We start from the raw sequence: 21,798 nt of genomic DNA, 5'->3' as shown, positions 1-21,798 counted from the left end.
GGGCCCAGCCGAGTTGGCGCCTGTTTCGGACCGCAGCCGCCGCGGCCTCAGCAGCCTCTACATGGCAAAATGAATGACAGAACGTAGCGACTTAATTACACAGAGGTGGATTCATGGCAGGCAGTCAGGGACCGAAGGACGAAGGCCAGCTCATCCTCCGGCCGGCCAAGGGCAGCAAGGCCAACGCAGGCAAGCTCAGCCTGCGATACCAAGACGGAGTGCCCGTACTGGCCGTCACCGGCGGAAGGGAGATCCCCACCGAGCTGTTCCTCCTCAACGACGAGGGGCAAGCAGTCGCCGTCTACAACCTCAGCTACGAACGCCCAGAACGGGCCCTCGCCATGTCGACCCTGCCCGCGGAGCAGATCGTCGTGGGCCACAACGGCTTCTTCCCGTGCGACGTCAAGGTCGAGGTCGGACAAGCCGTCAAGTAGTTGCGCGGCGCCCTGAGGGCGCTGCTGAGCGAGGCCCGATAGGCGGCCTCCGCGCAGCGCCAGCAGGGCCCCGTCTGGTCTCGGGCCGCCACCAAGTGGTGGTGGCCCGCGCGGGGGTTCCGTCAGGGGCGTCGCAAGCGGCGGACCGCGGGACGGTCTTGCGTCGAGGCGGCGGTTCGAGGCGAGACCGCCGCCCGCTGGCGGAACCCCGCAGGGCCGGGTCGCGGACTCGTGGTGGCATCGGCGAGCCCCTGCCGAAGCCCGCCGGGTCTCCAACGTCTCGTCCGCCTCAGCGGGCCGTCAGCGGACGACGCGGGCGTTGACGTCCTCGCGGTCGAGGTCGCTGTGGTCGGTGGCCGAGATCTCCACGACGACGCTGGACAGGTTCGCGCGCAGGGCTTCTTTGCTCGACGCGAAGATCATCCTGTGCTTGACCGGACTGGAGTCGGGCAGCCAGTTGAACAAGACGATCTTGCTGGTCTTCTGGCCGCCGGTGGTGGTGAACTCATAGTCGTGGACCGCGTACCGGGGCTCGTGCTCCGGCAACGCCTTCACGAATTCGTCGTACGTCATCGTGCCCTTTCGCTCAGGCACGATCGTGCTGAGGTCATCGCTCAGCCGGTAGACGACGGTATTGACCTTCCGCGCGGTCAGCTCCTTGTACGCGCTCAGGCAGCTGTCCTCGATGGCAATGCCACTGCTCATTGCAGACTCCTCAGTCCCAGACCGACACGCGCCCGGCCCGCGCGCGACCGGTCCTCCCGGGCGTAGGGGCCCCCACGCATCGCTGCCCGGCGGGCCCGGCAACCGCAGAATGCTCTCACCCGGGCACCAGCCGGCAGCGCCACGCCGGTCGGCGCCGTGGGCGTCCTACAGGACGGCGACAGTGAACGGTGCATCCACGGGGGAGCAACCCCGGTCGCGCGCCGTCTGCGGAAGGGGCGGGGCAGGGAGGTCAGGGAACCAGGAGCATGAACGGGTAGTCCGCCGCGCCGCTGTTGCTGCCGGTGAACACGGTCAGCGTGTTCGCCACTCCGCCGCACGCGATGCTGGGCTGGGTGTTGACGGCGCGGTCCGTGCAGTGGATCCCGCCCTCGATGTGGTCCTCGCTCGCCCGACCGTCGGCCGGCCGCAATCGCCGCGTGCGGCCGTCACGCAGCCTGCGGCTCCGCCGGGTCTGTGCGAGCGGCTGTTCCCGCCTCGGCCGACCTCCGGCCGGTACGTCGATCACCTCCGGCAGGGCAGCGATGTGGCAGTCAGCAACTCCTGGGCGGCGCGGGCGATGAAGTGGCGGGTGTTCTCCGGGTTCATCGCCTTGGCCTGGAGGTAGTCGTACATGACGCTGTAGTGCTGTACGTCGGACCGTTTCTCCAGATAGAGGTCGCTGGTGAAACGCTCCAGATAGACCGTCCCCGCCTCGCTGTCCGGGAAGCGGAGGATGGAGAACTGCCCCGAGACGCCCGGATGGGCTCCCGCCTCGTGCGGCAGGACCTGCACGGTGACGTGCGGCTGCATGCCGAGACGGTTCAGGTACTCAAGCTGTTCGCGCATGACCGCGGGACCGCCGACCATACGGCGCAGTGCGGACTCGTCCAGCACGGCCCATAAGCGCAACCGCCGGGCCGGGTGGTGGGCCCGGGCCTGGCGGCGCAGCCGGACCTCATGGCGCACCGCGATCTGTTCCGCGGTGGCCAGAGGGATCGTTTCCTCGATGACGGCTCGGGCGTAGGCGGGGGTTTGCAGCAGGCCGGGGATCACCAGGGGCTCGGTGGATCGAGGAGGCTGCCGTTTCCAGGCCGATGTAGACGGCATACGGGACGTCGCCGCATTCCACCCACCAGCCCTGCCGGTCCGCTTCGGTGGCCATCCGCATCAACGAGTCGATGACCTGCGGGTCTGTGACTCCGTAGAGGCCGCACAGGTCCCGCACACGTCAGGCCACAGGCCAGGCGGAGCCGGCGCAGCTCCGCGCCCAACCGACGTCTTCTGACGGTGGGGTTTCCGTTCGCCACCACGGCGGTCTGCCTCCGGCTCGGGACTCTCTACCAGCCGCGGGAATGCCACGGCCGGGCCCGGGTGAACGCATTCGCCATGCAGTCATGATCAACGAGCCCTGCTGGAGAGTGTCACGTTGCGCAAACAGGCTGCGTGCACAGCCCGAGCACAATTCACCCAGACGCCACACTTTCCACCTATCTGCCGCAACAGCCCGCCTACCTGCTTGAACGACCCGCTGCTCATCGAATGGCGCGGCGGCGGGCCCGCCGTGTGGCGGCCGGATACCGACGGAGCCTGAGCGCGCAGCAGTGCGGGCCGCCACCCCTTGGGTGGCGGCCCGCACTGCTGCTCTCTGCTTGATCTGCGGGTTTCTCAGCTCGACGTACTCAACTCGCTGGTCAAGGACCAAAGACAGGCACTCACTTGCCCGAAGGCGGGATGTCGATCTCCCCGACGGCGTAGCCCACGTCGTCCGGGTTGGGCTCGCTGGCAGCCGCCTTCCCGGCGGAGAGCAGCTTGACGCGGTGGGCCCGGCCGGACTTGTCACCGTTCTCGAACTTCACCCGCAGGCCCAGTTTCAGGTCGTTCGCTGAGAAGCCGGTCACATCCTGGATCCCGAATAGGTACCTCTTGCCGTCGTCCCCAGCGATCTCGGCATTGGGCAGAATCTTGTTGATCTTCCCGGTCAGTTCCATGGGAACCTCTCTCTTCGTCCAGAATCTGAAGCAGGCAGCCTTCACGGCCACATCAAGCGATCCTGTGCGGGCCGCCGTGGCACTGCATCGCGGGACCCTGCTCGGTCCAGGGCCGATTGCGGAATGAGTCAAGAAGACCATGGCTGCCCCCGCCGACTCTGCGCCACGAGGCAACATGGCGCACGCGCTGTCATGCGTCCGGGTGACCTGGACAGAGCCGGATGCGGATCTCCGGAGACTCCGGCATGAGGCCCCTTGTCTGACACCTGCACCGCCACCGTTCAACCTCCAGGCTGTCCAGGCGGCACGCCACCACCGGCACCACCCCGTCGTAGCTGCGGTAGCCGTCCCGCCGCCCGTCCACCCCGCCGGTGCCGGCGGCGTGCCACCGGCCCCGCCACACCGGCTCCGACAGCTCCGCGATCCCCCGCATACAGGCGTCCATCGCCTCCGGCCCCATCTGCTTGGTGAACACCAGCGCCACCGGCGGGGGCGGCTGCTCGCGGCCTTCGTCCGATGCGGTCCACACCGACCGCCACAACGGCCGCTCCCGCCCACCCGCCGCTGCGGCCCGGCTTTTGTCCGCCCGGGTGAAGAACCGGGCGTAGCGGTGCAGTTTGTCGGCGACCTTGGCGCGCTCGGCGTGTACATCGCCGCGCTGGTCGTGCTGGTGCCCGTTCTCCGGCGGCGCCGGTAGGCGCACGAACGGCCCAGCCACCGGCGGGGCAGTCGGCCCATCGGCCCGCCCCGGAGCACAATGGCCGGGCGCTGTCCCCGTCAGCCAGCAGCGGCAACCCCGCCCTGGCCGAAGGACGGGACGTCAGCCGCCTCCTGGTCCAGGCGCAGGCGCTTGAAGCGGACCGGGTGGCGGTAGACGCCGCCGCGGTCCACGGCCCGGTCGGCGCTGACCTCCACCACCACCTCCGGCCGGACCAGGACCACGCCCAGGACCTCGCGGGACCCCCACGCGGCCGCGAACCGCATCCCCTCCCAGGGGTGGCCGGGGTCGGCCAGGGTGAGGTGCTCGCCGACCTGCCGCGCCTGTTCCGGGCGCAGCGCGACGGTGCGGCCGACCGCGCGCAGCCGGCCGTGCTCGTCGTTGCGACCGAGGACGAGGAGCTGCGGGCGGGCGGGGGTGCCGGTGAACGCGCCGATGATCGCTTCGGTGGTGTCGCGTCTTCTGATCTTGGTCCAGCCACGATAGGACGGTAGATATTTGCTGTTCAGTGGCTTACAGACGATCCCCTCGACGCCGGACACGTCTGTCCAGGCCTGGAGCCACTCCCGGGCCTTCGCCAGGTCGGTGGTCATCGGGCACAGCGTCCACGGGGCCGTCAGCCCGTACTCCTCGAACAGGGCCTCCAACAAGGTGCGGCGCTCGGCATACGGGCGGGTCAGCCGCTCCTCGCCGTCCAGTTGCAGGACGTCGAACGCCACGAAGTAGGCCGGGAGCAAGGCGGCGAGGACAGGGGCGCTGCGGCCGCGGGCGGCGGCCCGACGCTGCAACGCCTCGAAGGACAGCCGACCCGCATCCGGATCCCAGACGAGGAGTTCGCCGTCGAGGACCAGGCCCCGCGGCAGCTGCGCCTCGGCGGCCGCCACCAGGTCTGCGAACCGGTCCTGGGCAAGCGACCCCCGCCGGGTCTGGAGCAGCACCGCCCGCCCGGGCCTGCCGGGGTGAACAGGAGCGCGCGGTGCCCGTCGAACTTCTGCTCATAGGCCACCCCCGCGCGCAGCGCGGCCGGGCCCGGGATCGCCTCGGCGGCCTGTGCCAGCCTCGGCTCCACCGGCGGCCGCAGCACCATCCCGAAGGCCTCCTCGCCGGTCCGCACTGCCCATCGCGCCCAGCCTGGCCCCCGCGACCGGGCTCGGTATGGCGGGTGAGGCCGGACGGCGTACCGTCCTGCGCTCGGCCTCGTTGGGCCGGGCATGACGACGACCGAGGACAGCAGCGCGCCGACGGCGCAGGAGCTGCGCCAGCTGATGCCCCTACCGGTGGGCATCGTGTGAGTATGCAGCACCTGCCGGCAGCAGGGGCACATCGTGCACCCCGAGCGTGAACGCGGCCCGGCACGACGCCGGACGCCACACCCTCGCCGTCCACGGCGACACCATCGCCCTCGCGGACATCGAGCTGCGCCTGATCGACACCCACGATGTGGGCACCCGCCGGCAGCAGCGCCACCCGGACGCCCGGGTACGGACCCTCCTCCCGGTCAAGGACGCCACCTCGCTGACTGTTGCCCCCTCGGCTACGACTTCAGATACCTCCGGGGTCAATCCTTGTTAGCGGAGCCCAAAGAGGAGGAAGTCTATCAATTCGGATACCTGCCTTGGTTAATCCGCGCAGACTTCTCGACCTCCGACGTAAAGCCTTGACCCACTTCTTCGTTACTAAATTGCGGTAGACACCCACGCGGGGCACCGCCACCGAGGCGGTGCCCCGCATCTAACTTCAGACCGCAGGATTCAAGCTATTCAATCGGAGGATTGAGAAGCGTCCCATTGAAGTTACCTTCCACCCAATTGACACATTCCGGCCGATCGCCGGTCCCGGCCTTGCAGAATTCTTCCAAAGCTGCACGTAGTGTCGGGATCGGGAGAGCGCTGATTCGATGAATGTATGTCGGCACCCAGGGGTCGCTAAGAATCTCCGGATCGAACTCTGGCGGGGTGGGGTTCATGGAGACCCAGATGGAATCAGCGAACTCTTCGCCCCTGGTGTTCATCAAGCGCTTGGCAGTGTTTCCGTCAGCAAACCACGCAAGGCCGCCGTATCCGTTCTCGTGGTTCACCGATACGGTAAGTGAGGCTTCTGTGCGTGACAGGTTGGTCTCCTCCCTGTAGAGGAAGGAGGTGGTATCACAGCCGAGACTGCTGATCCGTTCCGTCAGCGCACGGTTGACCGCCTCAAGCGCCTCGGGCTCGCCAGCAAGGACGAGGGGTTCATCGACATGAACAAACAAGATCATCGCACCGGATTCTTTCTCTTGCCGACCAGCGTCTTGGGCGAGCCGTCGCCAGGGTAGTACACGTGCAGCTTGTGTCCTTCGGGCAGATCGCCTCGATCGCCATGCTGCAGTTGAGAGCCTTATTGCAGACACCTTCGCTGTTATTGATCACGACGGATGCTTCGCTGATTCCGTTTTCTGCCATCCAGGCCGCATATTTTCCTTCCACATGCGATGCCGGCGGATACCCTGGGATGACTTTGCTGGGCCTCTTGAAGTCACCGGCATCCGAGGTGTAAATCATTTTCTGGGCCTTCACGTACCAAGGGTCAGGACTGCCGTCCCGAAGGACTTCCCCGCTGATTGCTTCGCGGAGCTCTTTCGGGAGATTGGGGAAGTGAGTTCCGTCCGGAGCGCGGAGCTGTCCCCTAGTCTTGTCAGCTTTAGTCGCGCTAGTTCTGGTCCACTTAGAGCGCCTAACACAATGAGATGGATCGGCCCTGGTGGCCGTGTCCGGTCTGCGGGTTCGGCGTTGTCCGTGTCATGGGGGCTTCGCCGTGGATCGTGTCGGATGACCTGTGGCAGCGGATTGAGCCGCTTCTACCGAAGCGGGAGAGACGGTTCAGGTACCCGGGTCGCAAGCCGGTCCCGGACCGGCAGGTGCTGTGCGGGATCCTGTTCGTACTGCATACCGGCATTCAGTGGGAACACCTGCCCCAGGAGCTCGGCTTCGGGTCCGGCATGACGTGCTGGCGTCGACTGCGGGACTGGAACGAGGCAGGGGTCTGGCAGCAGCTGCACGAGGTTTTGCTGGCCGAGCTGAACGCGGCGGCCCGGCTCGACTGGTCGCGGGCGGTTGTCGACTCCAGCCACGTCAGAGCGCTGAAAGGGGGCTCCAGACAGGCCCGTCGCCAGTTGACCGGGGACGAGCCGGCTCCAAGCACCACCTGATCACCGACGGACACGGCACCCCGCTCGCCGTCATCCTCACGGGCGGCAACCGCAACGATGTCACCCAGCTCATGCCCCTGCTCGATGCCGTCCCACCAGTCCGCGGCAGGCCCGGGCGGCCTCGCCACAAGCCTCAGTAGGTCTTCGCGGACCGCGGCTACGACCACGACATCTACCGCGACCAGGTCCGGGCCCGTCGGATCCTCCCCGTCATCGCCCGCCGCGGCACAGCGCATGGGAGCGGCCTGGGCGCCTACCGATGGGTGGTCGAGCGCACCTTCGCCTGGCTCCACGGCTTCAAACGACTTCGTGTCCGCTGGGAACGTCGAGCCGACATCCACGAAGCCTTCCTCAAACTCGCGTGCTGCCTGATCACCCACCGCCAGGTGCTGTCCTTGGCCGGCCCGGCAAACTGATCGCATGAACCGCGACGCCCTGCAATCCGCACTGTCCCAGGACGGCAGCATCTCAGCACGCGCAGCCCTGGCCGAGCTGGAGGCAGGCGCGGACTTCCAGGTCTTCCTGAACCAAACGGCTTCTGCTCAACAGCTCTGGGACATCTGGTCCTGGCGGCACGAAGTCATGCTCGAAACGGGCGTCACACCTCGGCCCGGACTTGCCGAAGCCATCACCGGACTCCAGGCCGCAGGAACAGCTCGGGTCTACATGGCGACCGTCACTGGGTCGCAGAGGCGATTCATCCTTGTCCTGTCGGAAGACCTCACCCAGTGCGTCGCCTGCTGGTGACTACCTCATTGTGTTAGGACCTCTTAGGCAGCTGGTCTTGGATGTCGGATACCCAGGCGGGACAGGGCCCGTCGGTGTTGTGGACCAGGACATCGCTGGTGCCGGTGCTGACGTAGTAGGTGTGGGTGTTGTCGACGGTGAGGTCGTAGGCGGGCTGGAGGCCCTTCCAGTGGCTGGTCTTGCCGATCTGGATCGCGGTGCCGACGGGGGTGCGCAGGGCGTCGCCGATGCGGAGGTCGACGGCGTCGATCCAGCGTTTGCGGTTTTCTGCCCAGTACGGGTGGTGGTCGGTGGAGGTCAGGCCGGAGCCGTCGGTCAGGGTGACGTCGGTGAAGTCCCGGTCGTCGGGGGTGGTGATGGTCTGGGTGACCGGCTGCGGGGCGGTGGCCCCGGTGGTGGGGTTGGTGGCGGTGACGAGGTCGCCGACTTGGATGTGTTCGATGGCCCGGCGGGTGCCGTCGGCCATCAATACCTGGGTGCCGGCGAGGAAGCTATGCGGGGCTTTTGTCTTCAGGAAGAAGTGGTGACTGGGCAGGACTACGCGTGGGCTCTGAACTTCGTCATCGAGTCAGCCCTTCAGGCGTCCCGAGCGGATGCGGTCCTGGAGCTCGTCAACGCCGGGGCTACCTTCAACTGGAATGCCCAGTTCGACCGGTCACGTCATGAGCACTCGGTCATGCGCCGCTGGGACGGGCCGGCCAAGGTTCAGGCGTCCTCTGGCTCCGGCGAAGTAGACGATCGCGATTCTCCGGACGCTGGCGAACCGGAGGCGACTGCCGAGTGAGGAGGAGCCGAGAGGCCCACCCAGCGGGGTGGGCCTTCTTGTTTACCTCGAATCGGCGCCTGGGGTCGCCTTCAGACGATGGCGGCTGCGTTGTCGAGGTCGAGGACGTGGAGGAGGGATTCTCCCCATTCCGCCCAGCGTTTGAGGTCGTAGGTGCCTATGCGGTGGATGTTCTGGGACGCTGCGAACCGGCAGGCCGGTCGGGAGTATAGGCCGTTGGTGACGACGAGGGCGATGTCGGCGCCGTGTACTGGGCGGGCTGTTCCGTTGAGACGTTGGAGGACGGGGGAGCCGACGGTGGTGGTGCGGGATCGGACGTGCTTGCACTGGATGACGATTTTGCGGCCGTCGGGTGTGGTGGCGATGACGTCGGCTCCGAGGTCGCCGGCACCTCCGCGTTCTCGCTGGATGGTGAGGCCGTCTCGTCGGCAGAGGGTGGCGATGGCCTTCTCGAATTGGAAGGGTGTCATGGCATCGATGTCGGAGATGGTGATGCTGTTTGGTGTCTTGCGGAAATCCTGGTACTCCGCCTCGGCGTGGGCGAGGGCGTGGACGGCTTCGCGGTGTTGGCGGAGGGCGGCTTCTAGGCGTTCGCGTGCTTCGGCGAGCGCGTGGCGGACCTTGACGGCGTCGTCGAGGGGTGACGTGTAGGGTTTGGCGGCCTTTTTCTGCTGGTAGCGGGGGATACGGCCGTAGAGGTGGGTGAGGGACTCCCAGGCGGTGTAGGCGTCTGTCAGCAGGTGTTCCGTCTTGGCCATTTCCATGGTGAGCGTGGTGGCGAGTTCTGAGGCTGAGCTGCTGACGGCGTCGCTGGTCGGTGTCCTGTTGGTCATCCAGGTGTCTGCGTCCCAGAACAGGCGGGTTCGCGTCTGGCTTTCGTTATGCTCGCGTTGCAGGCGTTTGAGGTGGCTGTTGCATTCGTGCCAGATGTCGGCTGCGATGCGGCCTTCGGCTACGTAGAGGAACGCAGCGAACAGGTCGTCCTGCTCGGTTCTGGCGATGGCCTTGCCAATGGCGTGGCGCAGCCATGGGTCGGCGTACTTGGCCGGGCTGATTCTGGCGTTCCGGTCTATGCGCATGTTCAGTTCTCTCGACTCGTGGCGGGGGCCGGTCGGGAGGCCAGGATCTCTGGCAGGGGTGTGGCGTAGTGGGTCCAGGCTATGAGGTCGTCTCTGTCGCAGAGTCTGATGTTTGAGGCGGTGGAGTGTCTCTTGGCTGCGGGTGTGAAGCGGGCGTTGCTGACGACGACGATCGTGACGAGGCCGGTGTCGGGGTGGGGGTTGCAGTTGAGGTGGTGGATGTCGTGGAGGGTGGCCTTGTTGTTGTCTGTGCCGCTGATCCACGTGGCGTCTTTCTTGGGGAGCCAGTAGAGCGCGATGAAGTGTTCGTCGGGCAGGCAGGCGAGGGCGTCGGGCCCTGATTCGGTCAGGTGGGAGAAGTCCTCGTATCCGTCGCGTTCGAGGCAGGCTCTGGCCAGTGTGGTGAATTCAGCCCGGGAGAGGCCGTCGATGCCGGGTGGGAGTCTGACCTGGGCTTGTTCTCTGAGGGCGAGGGCGTGGAGTCTGTCTCGGTCTTGGTTCAACAGTGTGCTGAGACGGGTTTGTGCTTCGTCCATCTGGTCCCAGAGCAGTGCGAGTCCGTCAAGACTGGTGGGTTCGTCAGTCCGCTGTGGGGTGAAGCGGCGGGCTCGGTGGCCGGTGCCCAGTCCGCGGCTCATTGCGTCAACGACCTGTTCTGCCTCTTCGACCGCGCTCTGCGCTTCTTCGAGTTCGGGTACGAGTGCCCGGAACAGGAGGGCATGGGTTTGCAGTAGTTCTCGGGTTAGAGGGTTGGTTGAAGGAAGGACTGCACGGTGCCTCTTGCGTCGTTCTGCTTCGTCGATCTCCCGTTGGACGGTAGTCCGGTGGAAGGTGAGGCGGTCCAGGATGATGCGGGCCAGGCGTCCTTCCGCGACCCAGAGGAAGGCAGCCAGCATGTCGTCCTGGTCTGCCTGCTCGAGTTGTTCGCGGAGCAGCTGGTTGAGTGTTTCGTCTTCGAAGGCCGGCAGGAGGGCTTCGGTGTCGCTGTCGATCATCACGGCCGCAGACTAACCGGAAGCAACGACACCGCTTACCGCGTACGTGCGGCTGAGAGCCGAGGGCGCCGGGCCGTGGGAACAGACCAGGAGTGGAGTGCTCCCGGGGTATGGCCAGCGGTCGCCCGTGAGACGTTCCAGGCGTGCCTCTGCCAGAGGAGGCTTCGGGTCGGTGTTCTGTGCCGTTCGCGGACCGGCTGTCTGCCTTGACCGTCGCGATGTCCAAGGGCGGCGGTCTCAGTTGGAGCGTTGTGTTTTCGCCAGGTACTCGTTGTGGGTCGATGGTTTCTAGCCGGTCGGCGTGTGCTGGCTGGTCGGGGGCGTAGCATCCGCTGGTTCTTTCACCCCGGGGGAAAGGCCGAGCGATGGGGACGTCGGAGACTGAGCTGGAGACCTGGTTTTCGAGGGCTGAGCACCTCTTCTCTGCGCCGGATCCGGAAGAGATCTACTACCGGTGTGCGAGTGCCGCTCTGCGTGAGGAGAAGGCTGCTCGGCTTCTGGGCCGGCGCGAGGGGATCGATCACGCCGCAGCGCTGGAGCGCATGTGCGCGGAGCCGTATCGCGGAGAGGTGATTGGGCGGTGTGCTGATCGGCTGCGCACTCGGAGCCGTTTTGAGAGGGCTTGTGCGCAGTTAGATGAGGCCGCGCGTGTTCACGAGCGCGTGGTCGAGGGGGCGCAGTGGCCTTGGCCGCCGGTCTGTGTGTTGCTGGCGGTCGGCGTTTTCACCTTGGTCGTGTGGGGTGGTCCGCTGATTGCGCCGGTCGTGCTTGTGCTGGCGGCGGGGGTGCTGGCCTGGTTGCACTCTCGGGGTAGCACGGTGTGGGTGAACTTGTGGCAGTGCTTGCGGGCGGGAGCTTCGAAGTACCGCTGGCTGAGGTGCCGTGTCAGTGCAGGGTTTCGCGCCGTGGAATGGGCCGGGACTCTGGAGAGGGAGGGGACTGGGCCCTCGGCTGTGGTGCTGGTCCGGGAGATGCTGGGAGAGGATCTTGATTCCCTCCTCATCCGCGGCGAGGACGAAGACGGTCTGCGTACGCCGCGAGCCGCCCACTACCTGGTGGAGAACGCTGCGCTTCTGCAGCTGAAGCGCAAGGTGCAGCAGATCGACGGCGGGACCATCGCCGTCTGTGGTCCGCGGGGTTCGGGGAAGACCACGCTCCTGGAGGCAGCTGTCAGGCAGGCGGATTTCGGCGTGCTCGCTCAGGCGCCGGCCTCGTACACCCCGCATGACTTCCTGGTGTCGCTGTCGGTGCGCCTGTGCCAGGCGTACATCCGCAAGAGCGGCAAGCCGGTGCCCGAGTTCACGCGGCTGTCGCCCCTCTCCCGGCTTGGCCGGCGGGTCAGGGCCAGTGTGAAACGTGCGGGGCTGTGGGCTCTGTTCGCGGTGCCGGCTGCTGCGTTGGTGGTGGTGTCTTCGGCAGCGTCGGTGCGTTCGGTGTACGCCGACAACTTTGCCGCCGGGGCTCATCTTGTAGACGTTGTCTTCAGCCGTCTGAGCCGCGCTGGGGTACAGCTGTGGCAGGGGCACTCGGTGGCCGGCAGTGTGCTGGTTGCGGTGGCGGGGCTCTTGTGGTGGCGGGGACGGCGGAGGGCTGGGGTCGTCCGCGTTCTGCTCCAGGTTCCCGTGGTGTTCGTCGGCGTGATGGGAGTTCTGCTGTTCGCCCTGCTCGTCCTTGACCTGGTCACCGACAAGCAGATCCTGTTCGTGCTCCGGCATTTCGAGATCCGCACCGCGCTCATCCTGGGAGTCCTGTTCCTGGTCTGGGAGACCTGTCGTGCAGCCAAGAAGTCAGACGCCACGGTCTGGATCAGCTACTGGGAGATCTCGGCCAGGGCTGTCTTCCGCCCTGCCACGTATCTCGTCGGCGGCTTGCTCGTCGTCCTTCTCCTGCGCAACGACCAGATCCGGGCCCTGCTCGCCGACTCTGAGAACCCGCTGCGGCTCGTCGGATTCGTGGTCGCGGTGCTGCTGATGAAGGTCGCGCTGTGGAAGCCCCGCCCCGCGGAGTCCGCACTCGTCGAGCGCTGCCAGGACTACCTCTACCGGCTTCAGACCGTCCAGTCGTCGTCGAACGCGGTGAACAGCGGGGTCGCCCAGGTCCTGACCCTGGGCACCGCCCACACTTCTTCGCTCTCGACGGTGCCGGTCAGTTTTCCTGAGCTTGTCGATGACTTCCGGCGCCTGCTGGGGCTCATCGCCGCGGAGAAGGCCAGGGTGGGGGAGGTCGTCGTGATCGCCATCGACGAGGTCGACCGGCTGGGGTCCGATACCAAGGCACTCGCGTTCCTCAGCGAGATCAAGGCCATCCTTGGCGTGCCGGATGTCTACTACCTGATCTCGGTGGCGGAGGACGTCGGGGCCGCTTTCGTCCGGCGGGGCCTGCCGCACCGGGATGTCACCGACAGTTCCCTCGACGACATCCTGCATGTCCAGCCCAGCACCCTGAAGGAGTCCCGGGAGATCCTCTCCAGCCGCTCAGATACGCTGACGAGCCCGCACGCGGCGGCGCTGGCCCACGCCCTGTCGGGCGGGGGCCTGCGCGATCTCCTGCGCTACGGGCTGCAGATCCTGGAGATGCAGGAGAAGTCTCAGTCGTACGAGCTGACCGAGATCTCACGGCACCTCATCCTGGAAGAGCTGGCCGAGACACTGGCCGGCTTCCGGACTCTGCTGAGCAAGCACCAGTTCTCACGCAGCACGAGCACCATCCTCGGTTCGTTCGGCGCACTAGTCCGAGATCTGCAGCTTCCGTGCCCATGCGCCGAGATCAGCCTGCAGCCCAGCCTCGAGCGGTTCGCCTTCTACGGCAGTGCCGACCATCCGGACTCCAGCGCCGACCCCGACCTGGTCGACACGACGCGCCAGCTCATCGAGGAAGCGTCCGCCTACGCCTACTTCTCCCTGACCCTGCTCGACATCTTCAGCACCAGCGGCCTGGACCGACGCACCCGCCTTGCCGCAGCATTCGGCCGCGAGGGCGACCTCCAGCGTCTGGCCGACGCCCGGCAGGAACTGGGGATCTCTCCGTACAGCGCGCGCACGTTGCTGGACGGCATCCGTGCGGCCTGGACACTGCCGCTGCAGCCGAGGAACAACGGGAACATCCCTCTGCAGCGAGCCAGTGACTGCTCCATTCACACCGCCTGACGGCGTCCAACTGTCCTGTCGGATGCTCATGGCTGGCTGATGGGTTCCGCGGGCGGTCACCGGGGCTGGCCTCCTCGACGAGTCTGGCTGCTTCGTTTCTGCAGTGAATCCGCCGGTCCGATCGGGTGACGGGCGGGCAGGAGCCCGGACTTCAGGCGATCGGTGGGGCTACAACCGGCCCCGTGATGATCACCGTGATGCGTACGGCCGCCGCCCTGGCCCTGGCCGTGCTTCCCCTCTCCCTGCCCGCCCCCGCCCAGGCGAAGATGCTGGAGCCCGAGGTCCTGCCGATCGGCGTCGCCGTGTCCGCCCTCCAAGTGGCCGACGAGTCCCGGACGGGCTACCGGCGCGAGGCGTTCAAGCACTGGAATGCCGGCGACAACCCGAGTGACGGCTGCAACACCCGCGCCGAGGTCCTCCTCGCCGAAGCGGTCGAGGCCCCGACCGTCGGGGCGCGCTGCGCGATCACCGGGGGCACCTGGTGGTCGTACTACGACGGGCAGACCGTCACCCCGGCGAACGCGCTCGACATCGACCACATGGTCCCGCTCGCCGAGGCCTGGGACTCCGGGGCCTCCGCCTGGACGGCGGCCCGGCGCGAGGCCTACGCCAACGACCAGGGTCAGGCCTCGTCGCTGATCGCTGTCACCGCCCGGTCGAACCGGTCCAAGGCCGACCAGGACCCGGCCGAGTGGCTGCCGCCGGCCCCGGGGGCGCTGTGCCGGTACGTTTCGGAGTGGACCGCCACCAAGCTCCGCTGGGATCTGGCCGTCGACGCCGCCGAGCAGGACCGGCTCCTCGACATCGCCGCGGGCTGCGGCACCGACACCGTCACCTATACCCCCGCCCCGCAATAGCCCCCTGCGCTCTTCAGCCGTCCTCGTCGTGCCCCGGGGCCAATCCGCCCGGGGGCACGACGACGAGTCGGCCGTCGATGACCTTCTTCACGACCTCCGGCTCCCCGCCGGGCGAGGCGACGGCCGCCCGGTGCAGGGCGGCCCGGGCCGCGGGGGTCGGTTGGTGCTCCTGCCAGTGCGGGTGGGCGCGGATCCGGAAGGAGAGGTCGAGCAGCCGGCGGTCGAGGGCGGCGGGGTCGGGAGGGGGAGGCGGGGTGGAGAGCCGGTTGTAGGTGCGGATCCACTCCGCTCTGAGCTGGATCAAGTCCTCCGGGAAGCAGGTTTCCGCCATGGCTTGATTACACCACGATGTTCGAACGCTAGTACGATTTGTGTATGCCGTTCGACTTCCCGCCCCGCCTTCAGGCCCTCCAGGCCCAGCTCCACCGCGTACGCGCCGACTACAACGCCTACTGCAAGGCCCTGCCGCGGTCCGCGGAACCCCACCCGGGCTGGCAGGCTGCCGAGGGCGTCTACACGCACCGCGGCAACGTCCCGCCCAGCCCCGGCTACACCGACGAGCAGCGCCGCCGGAAGACCGCCTTCGAGCGGCGGCTGCGCCGCCCGGCCGCCGCCGTCGGCGACCACCCGTTCTGGGAGTCGGTGGAGCGCGAGCAGGTCGTGGCGGCACGGATGGCGCTCAAGCGGGCCCCCGAGGGCGGGGAGGCGTAGTCATGGACCCCGGTGATGAGCCGGCCTGGCTCCCGCCGGACCTGGACCGGCTGCGCACGGTCGAGACCCTCCTCGCCGTCCTCCTCGACCAGACCCGGCGCCGGATCGCCGGCCTGGAGGAAGCCGAGCGGATCCGCGCCGACGCCGCCCGGCGCCATCCGCCGGTGGTGGAGTGGGTCATCGAGTACGGCATCAGCGCCCAACGACGGCCCGAGCTCGTCCACACCGGCGACTGCCGCATGGCCTCCGGCCGCTCCCGCCCGGCCACCCGCGCCCAGGCCGTCGAGACCCTGCAGAACACCCCGGCCCGCGCGTGCGAGATCTGCCGCGCCGACTCCGCCCTCGGACTCCTGGACCTCTGACCGCCACGGATGCGATCACCGCCCGGCGGGGCTGAGCTGAAGGTGGGGGATGAGCGCTGGAGGTGTGGGTGATGGCCAGACCCGTCTGGGCAGGAAACCTGGCATTCGGGCTGGTCAGCCTGCCCGTCGGCCTCTACACCGCGACCGACAGCCACACCATCCGCTTCCACCAGCTCCAGCGCGGCACCTCGGACCGCATCCGCAACCGGCGCGTCAACGAGCGCACCGGTGACGAGGTCGACCTCGGCGAGATCGTCAAGGGCTACGACACCGGCAGCGAGTACGTGATCGTCGAACCGGGCGAGCTCGACGACATCGCCCCGGGCCGCTCGCGTTCACTGGAGATCGCCGGATTCGTGGACCTGGAAGACGTGGAGCCGATCTTCTTCGACAAGACGTACTACCTGGGCCCGCGCGGCGCCGAGTACGCGAAGGTCTACTCCCTCCTGGAGCAGGCGCTCGCGAAGGCAGGCAAAGCCGGGATCGCCACCTTCGTGATGCGCCAGCACGAGTACCTCGTCGCCGTGAAGGCCGAGAACGGCATCCTGACCCTGCACACCCTCCACTGGGCGGACGAGATCCGGGACCCGAAGAAAGAGATCGACACCCTGCCCGGCAAGGCGAAGGCCTCCGAGAAGGAGCTGCGCATGGCCGAGCAACTGATCGAGGCCCTGAGCATGACCTGGAATCCCGAGCAGTTCCACGACACCTTCCAGGAGAAGGTCGCCGCCCTCATCAAGGCGAAGAAGGCCGGCGAGAGCGTCGAGAAGGCAGAGCCCGCCGCCAGGGCCACCGGCGCCGTCGACTTGATGGAGGCCCTGCGCGCCAGCGTCGAGCCGGGCCCGCAGCCCCAAGGACACCCAGGCCAAGGCCACCGCCAGCGGCACAACACCCGGGAAGAAGAGCCCGAAGAAGCGGATCCGCTCCACGCCGAAGGCCCGGGATCTGACCTCGCTGACCAAGGCCGACCTCTATCAGCGGGCCGCGGCCGCCGGTATCCCCGGCCGCTCGGCCATGACGCACGACCAGCTCGTCGACGCCCTCGCGGGAGGCGGGAGGCGTCGGTCCTGAGGGCGCGCGTCCGGGTGACGGTGCTGATGCCTCGACGCGGGAAAGGGGTGGGCGTGGCTGCGGGATGGAGGAGCCCTCGGGGGCGGGCGCAGCGGGGCGGCCGGGGGAGGAGGCTCTGTGATGTCCGGTTTCGAATCGCGCTGATCGAATTTGCTCGATTCGACGTTCACTTCATCGCTTTATCTGAGAGGTCCGCTGGACCTGCACGTTTCTTCCAGCCGCAGGTCCGGATTCCCGCCCGGGCCGGGTTAGGGTCGCGATGCAACTGCCCCCCGGCAGGCCGTCAAACCAAAGTCCGGGGGGCAGCTGTTCCACATCAATTCGAACGTCGCACAAGGAAGAACTATGTCCGCTATTCGAATTCTCACCCAGGGCCTCACTGCCGCTCTGAGCTGCGGTTTCGACCGTAACATGCGCCCGTGCAAGGCCTCCTATTCCGCAGAGCGGGTTGACAGCCATGTCAACGCGCAGGTGATGCCGTTCATCGGGATCCTTTTCGCGGGAGTGATCCTGATCCGTGAACCCCAGCTGGCAGAACCGCTGATCGTGCTCCTGCCGGTCCTGGTGACGGCCGGACGCCGGTCTGCCTGGGGATTCTCCCGGACCCGGCACCGGTTCGCCGGGCATCCGCCACTGGCTTCCACGTCCTGAGTCACACCATCCGCTCCCGGCTGCAGGCAGATTCCCCGCGGCCGGGAGCCCCCTTTCTCCCACTCCGCCCTCTTCCCGGGGGGTCCGGGCGACAGATGACGAAACTCCGCACGGACCCTCCCTCGGGGCTGTTCCCCCACCACTGCCGAGGAATCGATGCCGGAAGCCGCTGCACGCCCTCTGACCTGTCGGCACTGCCACAACACGTTCGACCGCCCCAAACTGACCGGCCGGCCGCCCTCGTACTGCTCGACGTCCTGCCGCAAGGCGGCCTACCGCGGACGGCAACAGCCGACAACACGCCGCTCCTCCGCCGCCCACGACGCCGACGTGAAGCAGATCGCCGAAACCCTGCAGAACAAGGCCAGTACCGCCCTGCAGCTCAGCAAGCGCCCGCTTCCCGCCCGCCCCCTCGACCTGATCGCCGAGGTCCGGCGTATGGAACGCGACCTGAACGACCTGAAAGCGGTCGCGGTCCGCCAGGCCCACGAAATGGGCGCTCTCTGGTATGAGATCGGCAAGGTCCTCTCGCTCGACCCCGGCACCGCCCGCAACCGGTTCAGCAACGAGAAGGTGGCCCGGGTCCTGGCCGTCCGATCCAGCCTCGGGGCCGGCCCGATGCCGCAGCCCGCCGTCCGGGCACCGACCCTCGCCCGCGGCGACACCCGTCTGGCCACCGATGACAATCCGCCCCCCGACGCCTCCTTGCCCGGCCACCCCGGCTACCAGCTCTCCACCGCCCTGTCCCACCTGCAGCGGTCCGCGGGCATGACCGGCCGCGCCCTCGCCGCCCGGCTGGGGATCTCACCCTCCCTGCTCTCCCGGATCCTGCTGGGCAAGCGCCCGCCCAAGTGGCGTGTGGTGAAGGAGTTCGCCGAACTGTGCGGAGCCGACCCCGACGACCTGCGGCCCCTGTATGAAAAGGCCCAAGGCCTGCGCGTAGTCCCACCCCCAAGCCCCGAGGACTATCCCCGCACCGCACGGGCCATGCAGACCACCCTGCGCGGAATGCGGCTGGCCGCCGGATACCCGGACACCGACACCCTGTGCCGCAACGGACGCTTCACCCCCGAACAGATCACAGGCGCCTTAGAGTCCGACAACCCGGCCGCCCACCTCGCGGACTGGTCATTCGTCGCCCGGCTAGCCGCCGCGCTGCGCGGCAGCCCGGACGATCTCCGCGCCCTGTGGGAGCAGATGAACGCCGCCCGCTCACTGGCAGCAGCACCCCTCCGGCCGTCATCTCCCCCAACGACGGCACCCCGGCCCGCCGAGCCCCGCGAGGGTTCCAGGCCGGCGCCCATCAGCGACCTGAGCACACAGGCCGCCGTCGGCTGGGCGGCCCCCGCCGGCCAGCCCCGCAGCGGCCCAGGCCGCTGGGACTGGGTCCTGCGCACCATGGAGGTCCTGCATGCCCTCGGGCAGAATTCCTCCCCGCTCACGGACACAGACCTCGCCCGCTCGGCCGGCCTGCTGGCCCCGTCCGTACGCGAACTCCTGGTCTGGCTCACCAACGCCGGACTGGCCAGGGAACTCAACGACGGCACCTACCTTGCAGGCCCCCTGCTGACTGCCATCCACAACGGCCAGGACGTCCCCTCATGGCTCCTGGCACAGCTAAGCGCCGATACCCACGCCGCGGTCTACCTCGGCGAATACGTCGACGGCGAACTCGACGCCACCCGCTCCTGGCACAGACCCGACACCCCGCCCGTCCACGAGTACGTGCCGTTTCGCGAGACCGCCCATGCCAACGCCCTCGGCAAAGCCGCCCTCGCACAGCTCAACAGCGAACAGCGCAAGGAACACCTCACCCGCCACCAGCTCATCGAACTCACGGCCAGCACCATCACCGATCTCCCGGAGCTGGAGCGCAGCCTGACCACCACCGGCCAGCGCCCTGTGTATTACGACCGTCAGGAGTACAACGACACCGAGAACTGTGCTGCGGTCTCTCTCGCCCTCCCCGGCCGCAACGGATGTGTCGGGCTCTCCCTGCCTCCTTCCGCCCACTCCCGCATCGGCGATACCACCCGTCTGCTGAGCGGCCGTTCCACCAGGGCCTTGCTCGCCCTCGTCCTGACTCTCACCCTCCAGACCGGAACCTTCACCGGCGACTCCGCCCCGACCCAGCCTGTGAACCTGCCCCACGCAGTACCCCCGCCTCCACTGCGCACAACCACCGGCGACCTCTTGGCATCCTGAGAAGCAAGGCCTCCACAGTTCAGCACGGCCCGTCACGAGAAGCCTCCGGCGGGCCGCCGGGGTGTTCCCACCCCACATGTCGGGCGCAGGGTAAATGTCAGTGCCGCGCAGAGATATGTCAGTGGGTACGCGCCCGGTGACTGGGCCAGGCGGCCATCTTCCGCAGCCGGTTGTGGGAGGCCTTCCACAACCCGAAGTGCTCGGGCAGGTCCATCCATGGTGTTCTGCGCGGTACTCGAAAATGAGCAGCTCCGAGCATCAGCGAGAGCACCGGACTGCTTGATGGGGTTACGGAACAACCGCCGCACACCACCTGCTCGCGCTATCGGACCCGGCCGCCGTCACTGGTCCTGACCGGCCTCGACTCCCGCGAGCAGGTCACCCGATGCCTGCGGCTGCGCGTCGGCGGTTACCTCGCCAACGCCGTGCGCACCGTGGCATCGCCCTGGCACCCTCCTCCGCGCAGCACCTGGTGCTGGAGATCACCACGGCCACCGGTACCGTGCCGGCTGCGGGTTGAAGTGACCCGTTGGCTGCAGCGTGTGATGCATGCGTGGGGACGTGTTTTGGGCCACTGTGTGTAGCGTGAGCAGGGCGACAGAGGCCATGGGGCCAGCGGTGATCATGCTGGGTCTGGCGGCGACGGCCGTCGAGTTCGTCCTCTTCGGCCTGACCGATGCATGGGGCGCCCTGACCTACGCCGGACGGATCTGCGGGGTGCTGTTCCTCCTCGGGGCCCTCCTGGTCGCTGGCGCGGCCTCCGCGACTCCCAAAGCGCTCTCCCCGGAACCGTCCGGGGATTCGGCGGTTCTGGTCGTCTCCGGCGTGATCGTGTCTCTACTCGCGAACTTGCTCTTCCTCGGCCTGAACATCGAAGCCGGCAGCCGCACATCCTTCGTCTGGTTCTGGGCCCTGCTGTTGCCCTGGGGCCTCTGCGCCCTGGCGGTCCTCCACCGGCACGGCCTGCACCGGCTGGTTCCGCGTATGCGTGGATTCGCGGCCGGCGCGGGTGTGGTGACCGCTCTGGTCGGACTCGCCAACTTCGCTCAAGCCCAGGTGTACGCGCCGTACTCGCAGATCGCTCAGGTGGTCACCACGGTGGAGCTCCGCTCGGTCGTGGACAGGTCCGGCAGGGTCGAGGCTGTAGTGCGCGTGAGGGCCAGGAACACCGGAAAGGTTGGGCTGTACGTTCTGGGGTCGCTCTACCAGGTCAGCGGCCGGAAGGCTGCGCCAGCGCCGGGGGCGAGACGGGCCGGGGATTGGAAGAAGGACCTGGCGGACCAGCAGCGGGATTTGCTGCGGGAGACGGAGGTACAGGGATTCGATCTGCTCGCGCAGGGTCCGGTCCTGGGGCGGTCCGGCGCGGTCGCCGTCCTGGAGCCGGGCGCAGACATCACCACCGATCGCGTCGTGCACTTCCCGCGGTCCGCTGGCTATGACCTGCTGGGAGCCTCGGCATCGGTCACCTACCTTCGCCGGGACCGTGCCACCTTGACGGGCGACTGGGCGAACTCGGGACGCACCGTGGTCTGCGGCAAGCCCCCTGCTGTGCTGTGGCGTCGCTTCTCGTCCCGGCTGGCTCACGGGACGGCGGTGCTAGAGCACACTCGGGCGCCGCAGTACATGTCGCTGTGGTGGAGGGCTGCGGAACCGGTGGGGAAATCACCCTTCGGTCCCGACATGGTGCCCGCCCTGGCCACCCGGCGTCCGGCCGAGACGCCGACCTGCGGTCACACCCCCGAGTACCCGACCGCGACCGAGGCCCGGACATTGCGAGACCGCTACGGGTTGGTCCAGGCACCCAGCGGCTACGTGCAGCATTCAGTGGCCGCACTACCGGCCTCCTGAACCAGCGAGGTGGCGGGCCCCGCCGTGGCTGTGCAGGCGCATCAACCGTGAACCGTTCCCGTGCGAGAAACGGGTCACCCGCGGCGACATCATCGACCGGTTCCACGACAACGTGCTCTACAGCTTCCAGATGCTTCCCGAGCCATCGTGGCTTTAACGCTTTGGGTCGGCCCCACTTTTCCGGTCTGAGATGGCTCCACTGAGAGAGTGCGTTCGCCGTGAGCCTTCGCCAACTTGAAGTAGCAGGTCAAAGGGCTGGTGTGACCGGTCCCCGGGGTGCTCGCGCTGGTCGTGGGCGGGAGTCTGGGGAGTA

22 protein-coding genes and 3 pseudogenes are annotated in these 21,798 nt (G+C 67.7%); 13 read left to right on the top strand and 12 right to left on the bottom strand.

Annotated features, from left to right (window positions below):
• Window positions 1-113 precede the first annotated feature (113 nt).
• Window positions 114-434, top strand: a complete 321-nt coding sequence (locus ACZ518_RS37095) for a hypothetical protein (protein WP_469117442.1) — start codon at window positions 114-116, stop codon at window positions 432-434.
• A gap of 300 nt (window positions 435-734) precedes the next feature.
• Here ACZ518_RS37095 and ACZ518_RS37090 read toward each other — a convergent pair whose 3' ends face one another.
• The 6 genes and pseudogenes from ACZ518_RS37090 to ACZ518_RS37065 form a co-directional block, all read right to left on the bottom strand.
• Window positions 735-1,139, bottom strand: a complete 405-nt coding sequence (locus ACZ518_RS37090; protein WP_469117441.1) for an actin-binding ADF family protein — start codon at window positions 1,137-1,139, stop codon at window positions 735-737.
• 250 nt (window positions 1,140-1,389) lie between these two features.
• Window positions 1,390-1,665, bottom strand: coding sequence for a hypothetical protein (locus tag ACZ518_RS37085; RefSeq protein ID WP_469117440.1), 276 nt, complete (start codon window positions 1,663-1,665; stop codon window positions 1,390-1,392).
• Window positions 1,662-2,449, bottom strand: a pseudogene (locus ACZ518_RS37080) (DUF5753 domain-containing protein). Before ACZ518_RS37080 ends, ACZ518_RS37085 begins: the two are co-directional and overlap by 4 nt.
• Window positions 2,450-2,851: 402 nt before the next feature.
• The gene (locus tag ACZ518_RS37075; protein ID WP_469117439.1) at window positions 2,852-3,178 is read right to left on the bottom strand and encodes a hypothetical protein; all 327 of its coding nucleotides are present in this window, start codon (window positions 3,176-3,178) and stop codon (window positions 2,852-2,854) included.
• Window positions 3,179-3,317: 139 nt separating this feature from the next.
• Window positions 3,318-3,845, bottom strand: coding sequence for a hypothetical protein (locus tag ACZ518_RS37070; protein WP_469117438.1), 528 nt, complete (start codon window positions 3,843-3,845; stop codon window positions 3,318-3,320).
• A gap of 59 nt (window positions 3,846-3,904) precedes the next feature.
• Complete coding sequence (locus ACZ518_RS37065) at window positions 3,905-4,783, bottom strand: ATP-dependent DNA ligase (RefSeq protein WP_469117437.1); 879 nt, start codon at window positions 4,781-4,783, stop codon at window positions 3,905-3,907.
• 400 nt (window positions 4,784-5,183) lie between these two features.
• Between ACZ518_RS37065 and ACZ518_RS37060 the strand changes: the two genes are divergently transcribed.
• The gene (locus ACZ518_RS37060; protein WP_469117436.1) at window positions 5,184-5,417 is read left to right on the top strand and encodes a hypothetical protein; all 234 of its coding nucleotides are present in this window, start codon (window positions 5,184-5,186) and stop codon (window positions 5,415-5,417) included.
• Window positions 5,418-5,601: 184 nt separating this feature from the next.
• Here the strand turns inward: ACZ518_RS37060 and ACZ518_RS37055 are convergent, their stop codons facing one another.
• Window positions 5,602-6,099, bottom strand: coding sequence for an Imm1 family immunity protein (locus ACZ518_RS37055; RefSeq protein WP_469117435.1), 498 nt, complete (start codon window positions 6,097-6,099; stop codon window positions 5,602-5,604).
• Window positions 6,074-6,517, bottom strand: a pseudogene (locus tag ACZ518_RS37050) (DddA-like double-stranded DNA deaminase toxin); the annotation flags it as partial. The pseudogene ACZ518_RS37050 and the gene ACZ518_RS37055, both read right to left, overlap by 26 nt.
• A gap of 104 nt (window positions 6,518-6,621) precedes the next feature.
• Here ACZ518_RS37050 and ACZ518_RS37045 point away from each other — a divergent pair.
• A pseudogene (locus ACZ518_RS37045) lies at window positions 6,622-7,445 on the top strand (IS5 family transposase).
• Between the two features lie 4 nt (window positions 7,446-7,449).
• Entirely contained in the window at window positions 7,450-7,776 is a 327-nt protein-coding gene (locus ACZ518_RS37040) for a hypothetical protein (protein WP_469117434.1), read from the top strand.
• A gap of 13 nt (window positions 7,777-7,789) precedes the next feature.
• Here ACZ518_RS37040 and ACZ518_RS37035 read toward each other — a convergent pair whose 3' ends face one another.
• Complete coding sequence (locus ACZ518_RS37035; RefSeq protein WP_469117433.1) at window positions 7,790-8,242, bottom strand: polymorphic toxin-type HINT domain-containing protein; 453 nt, start codon at window positions 8,240-8,242, stop codon at window positions 7,790-7,792.
• A 57-nt stretch (window positions 8,243-8,299) separates the two neighbouring features.
• Here ACZ518_RS37035 and ACZ518_RS37030 point away from each other — a divergent pair, with 57 nt between their 5' ends.
• Window positions 8,300-8,560: a hypothetical protein gene (locus ACZ518_RS37030; RefSeq protein WP_469117432.1), complete on the top strand. Its 261-nt coding sequence runs from the start codon at window positions 8,300-8,302 to the stop codon at window positions 8,558-8,560.
• Window positions 8,561-8,631: 71 nt separating this feature from the next.
• Here ACZ518_RS37030 and ACZ518_RS37025 read toward each other — a convergent pair whose 3' ends face one another.
• Together ACZ518_RS37025 and ACZ518_RS37020 are read right to left on the bottom strand one after the other, a co-directional pair.
• Window positions 8,632-9,639 carry a restriction endonuclease gene (locus tag ACZ518_RS37025; RefSeq protein WP_469117431.1) on the bottom strand — a complete coding sequence of 336 codons (1,008 nt, stop codon included), beginning with the start codon at window positions 9,637-9,639 and terminating at the stop codon, window positions 8,632-8,634.
• Window positions 9,640-9,641: 2 nt separating this feature from the next.
• Window positions 9,642-10,634 (bottom strand): restriction endonuclease, encoded by a 993-nt coding sequence (locus tag ACZ518_RS37020; protein WP_469117473.1) that lies wholly within the window; start codon window positions 10,632-10,634, stop codon window positions 9,642-9,644.
• A gap of 953 nt (window positions 10,635-11,587) precedes the next feature.
• Between ACZ518_RS37020 and ACZ518_RS37015 the strand changes: the two genes are divergently transcribed.
• Both ACZ518_RS37015 and ACZ518_RS37010 read left to right on the top strand, forming a co-directional pair.
• Complete coding sequence (locus ACZ518_RS37015; protein ID WP_469117430.1) at window positions 11,588-13,780, top strand: P-loop NTPase family protein; 2,193 nt, start codon at window positions 11,588-11,590, stop codon at window positions 13,778-13,780.
• Window positions 13,781-13,965: 185 nt separating this feature from the next.
• Window positions 13,966-14,637 carry an HNH endonuclease family protein gene (locus ACZ518_RS37010; RefSeq protein WP_469117472.1) on the top strand — a complete coding sequence of 224 codons (672 nt, stop codon included), beginning with the start codon at window positions 13,966-13,968 and terminating at the stop codon, window positions 14,635-14,637.
• Between the two features lie 13 nt (window positions 14,638-14,650).
• On the opposite strand, the gene ACZ518_RS37005 is transcribed toward ACZ518_RS37010, so the two are convergent.
• Window positions 14,651-14,968 (bottom strand): hypothetical protein, encoded by a 318-nt coding sequence (locus ACZ518_RS37005; RefSeq protein WP_469117429.1) that lies wholly within the window; start codon window positions 14,966-14,968, stop codon window positions 14,651-14,653.
• Between the two features lie 44 nt (window positions 14,969-15,012).
• Here ACZ518_RS37005 and ACZ518_RS37000 point away from each other — a divergent pair, with 44 nt between their 5' ends.
• From ACZ518_RS37000 to ACZ518_RS36975, 6 genes are all read left to right on the top strand, one after another.
• Window positions 15,013-15,348 carry a hypothetical protein gene (locus ACZ518_RS37000; RefSeq protein WP_469117428.1) on the top strand — a complete coding sequence of 112 codons (336 nt, stop codon included), beginning with the start codon at window positions 15,013-15,015 and terminating at the stop codon, window positions 15,346-15,348.
• Window positions 15,349-15,350: 2 nt separating this feature from the next.
• Window positions 15,351-15,710 carry a DUF6233 domain-containing protein gene (locus ACZ518_RS36995; protein ID WP_469117427.1) on the top strand — a complete coding sequence of 120 codons (360 nt, stop codon included), beginning with the start codon at window positions 15,351-15,353 and terminating at the stop codon, window positions 15,708-15,710.
• 71 nt (window positions 15,711-15,781) lie between these two features.
• Window positions 15,782-17,191 carry a non-homologous end joining protein Ku gene (ku, locus tag ACZ518_RS36990; protein ID WP_469117426.1) on the top strand — a complete coding sequence of 470 codons (1,410 nt, stop codon included), beginning with the start codon at window positions 15,782-15,784 and terminating at the stop codon, window positions 17,189-17,191.
• A gap of 1 nt (window position 17,192) precedes the next feature.
• On the top strand, window positions 17,193-17,432 hold the full coding sequence (locus tag ACZ518_RS36985) for a hypothetical protein (protein WP_469117425.1): 240 nt from the start codon (window positions 17,193-17,195) through the stop codon (window positions 17,430-17,432).
• Window positions 17,433-17,588: 156 nt separating this feature from the next.
• Window positions 17,589-19,637, top strand: a complete 2,049-nt coding sequence (locus ACZ518_RS36980; protein WP_469117424.1) for a helix-turn-helix domain-containing protein — start codon at window positions 17,589-17,591, stop codon at window positions 19,635-19,637.
• A 618-nt stretch (window positions 19,638-20,255) separates the two neighbouring features.
• Window positions 20,256-21,485, top strand: a complete 1,230-nt coding sequence (locus ACZ518_RS36975) for a hypothetical protein (RefSeq protein ID WP_469117423.1) — start codon at window positions 20,256-20,258, stop codon at window positions 21,483-21,485.
• Window positions 21,486-21,798: the final 313 nt, after the last annotated feature.

Source organism: Streptomyces sp. NPDC033966 (assembly GCF_055575955.1).
This window is presented reverse-complemented; position numbering and strand designations above follow the sequence as displayed.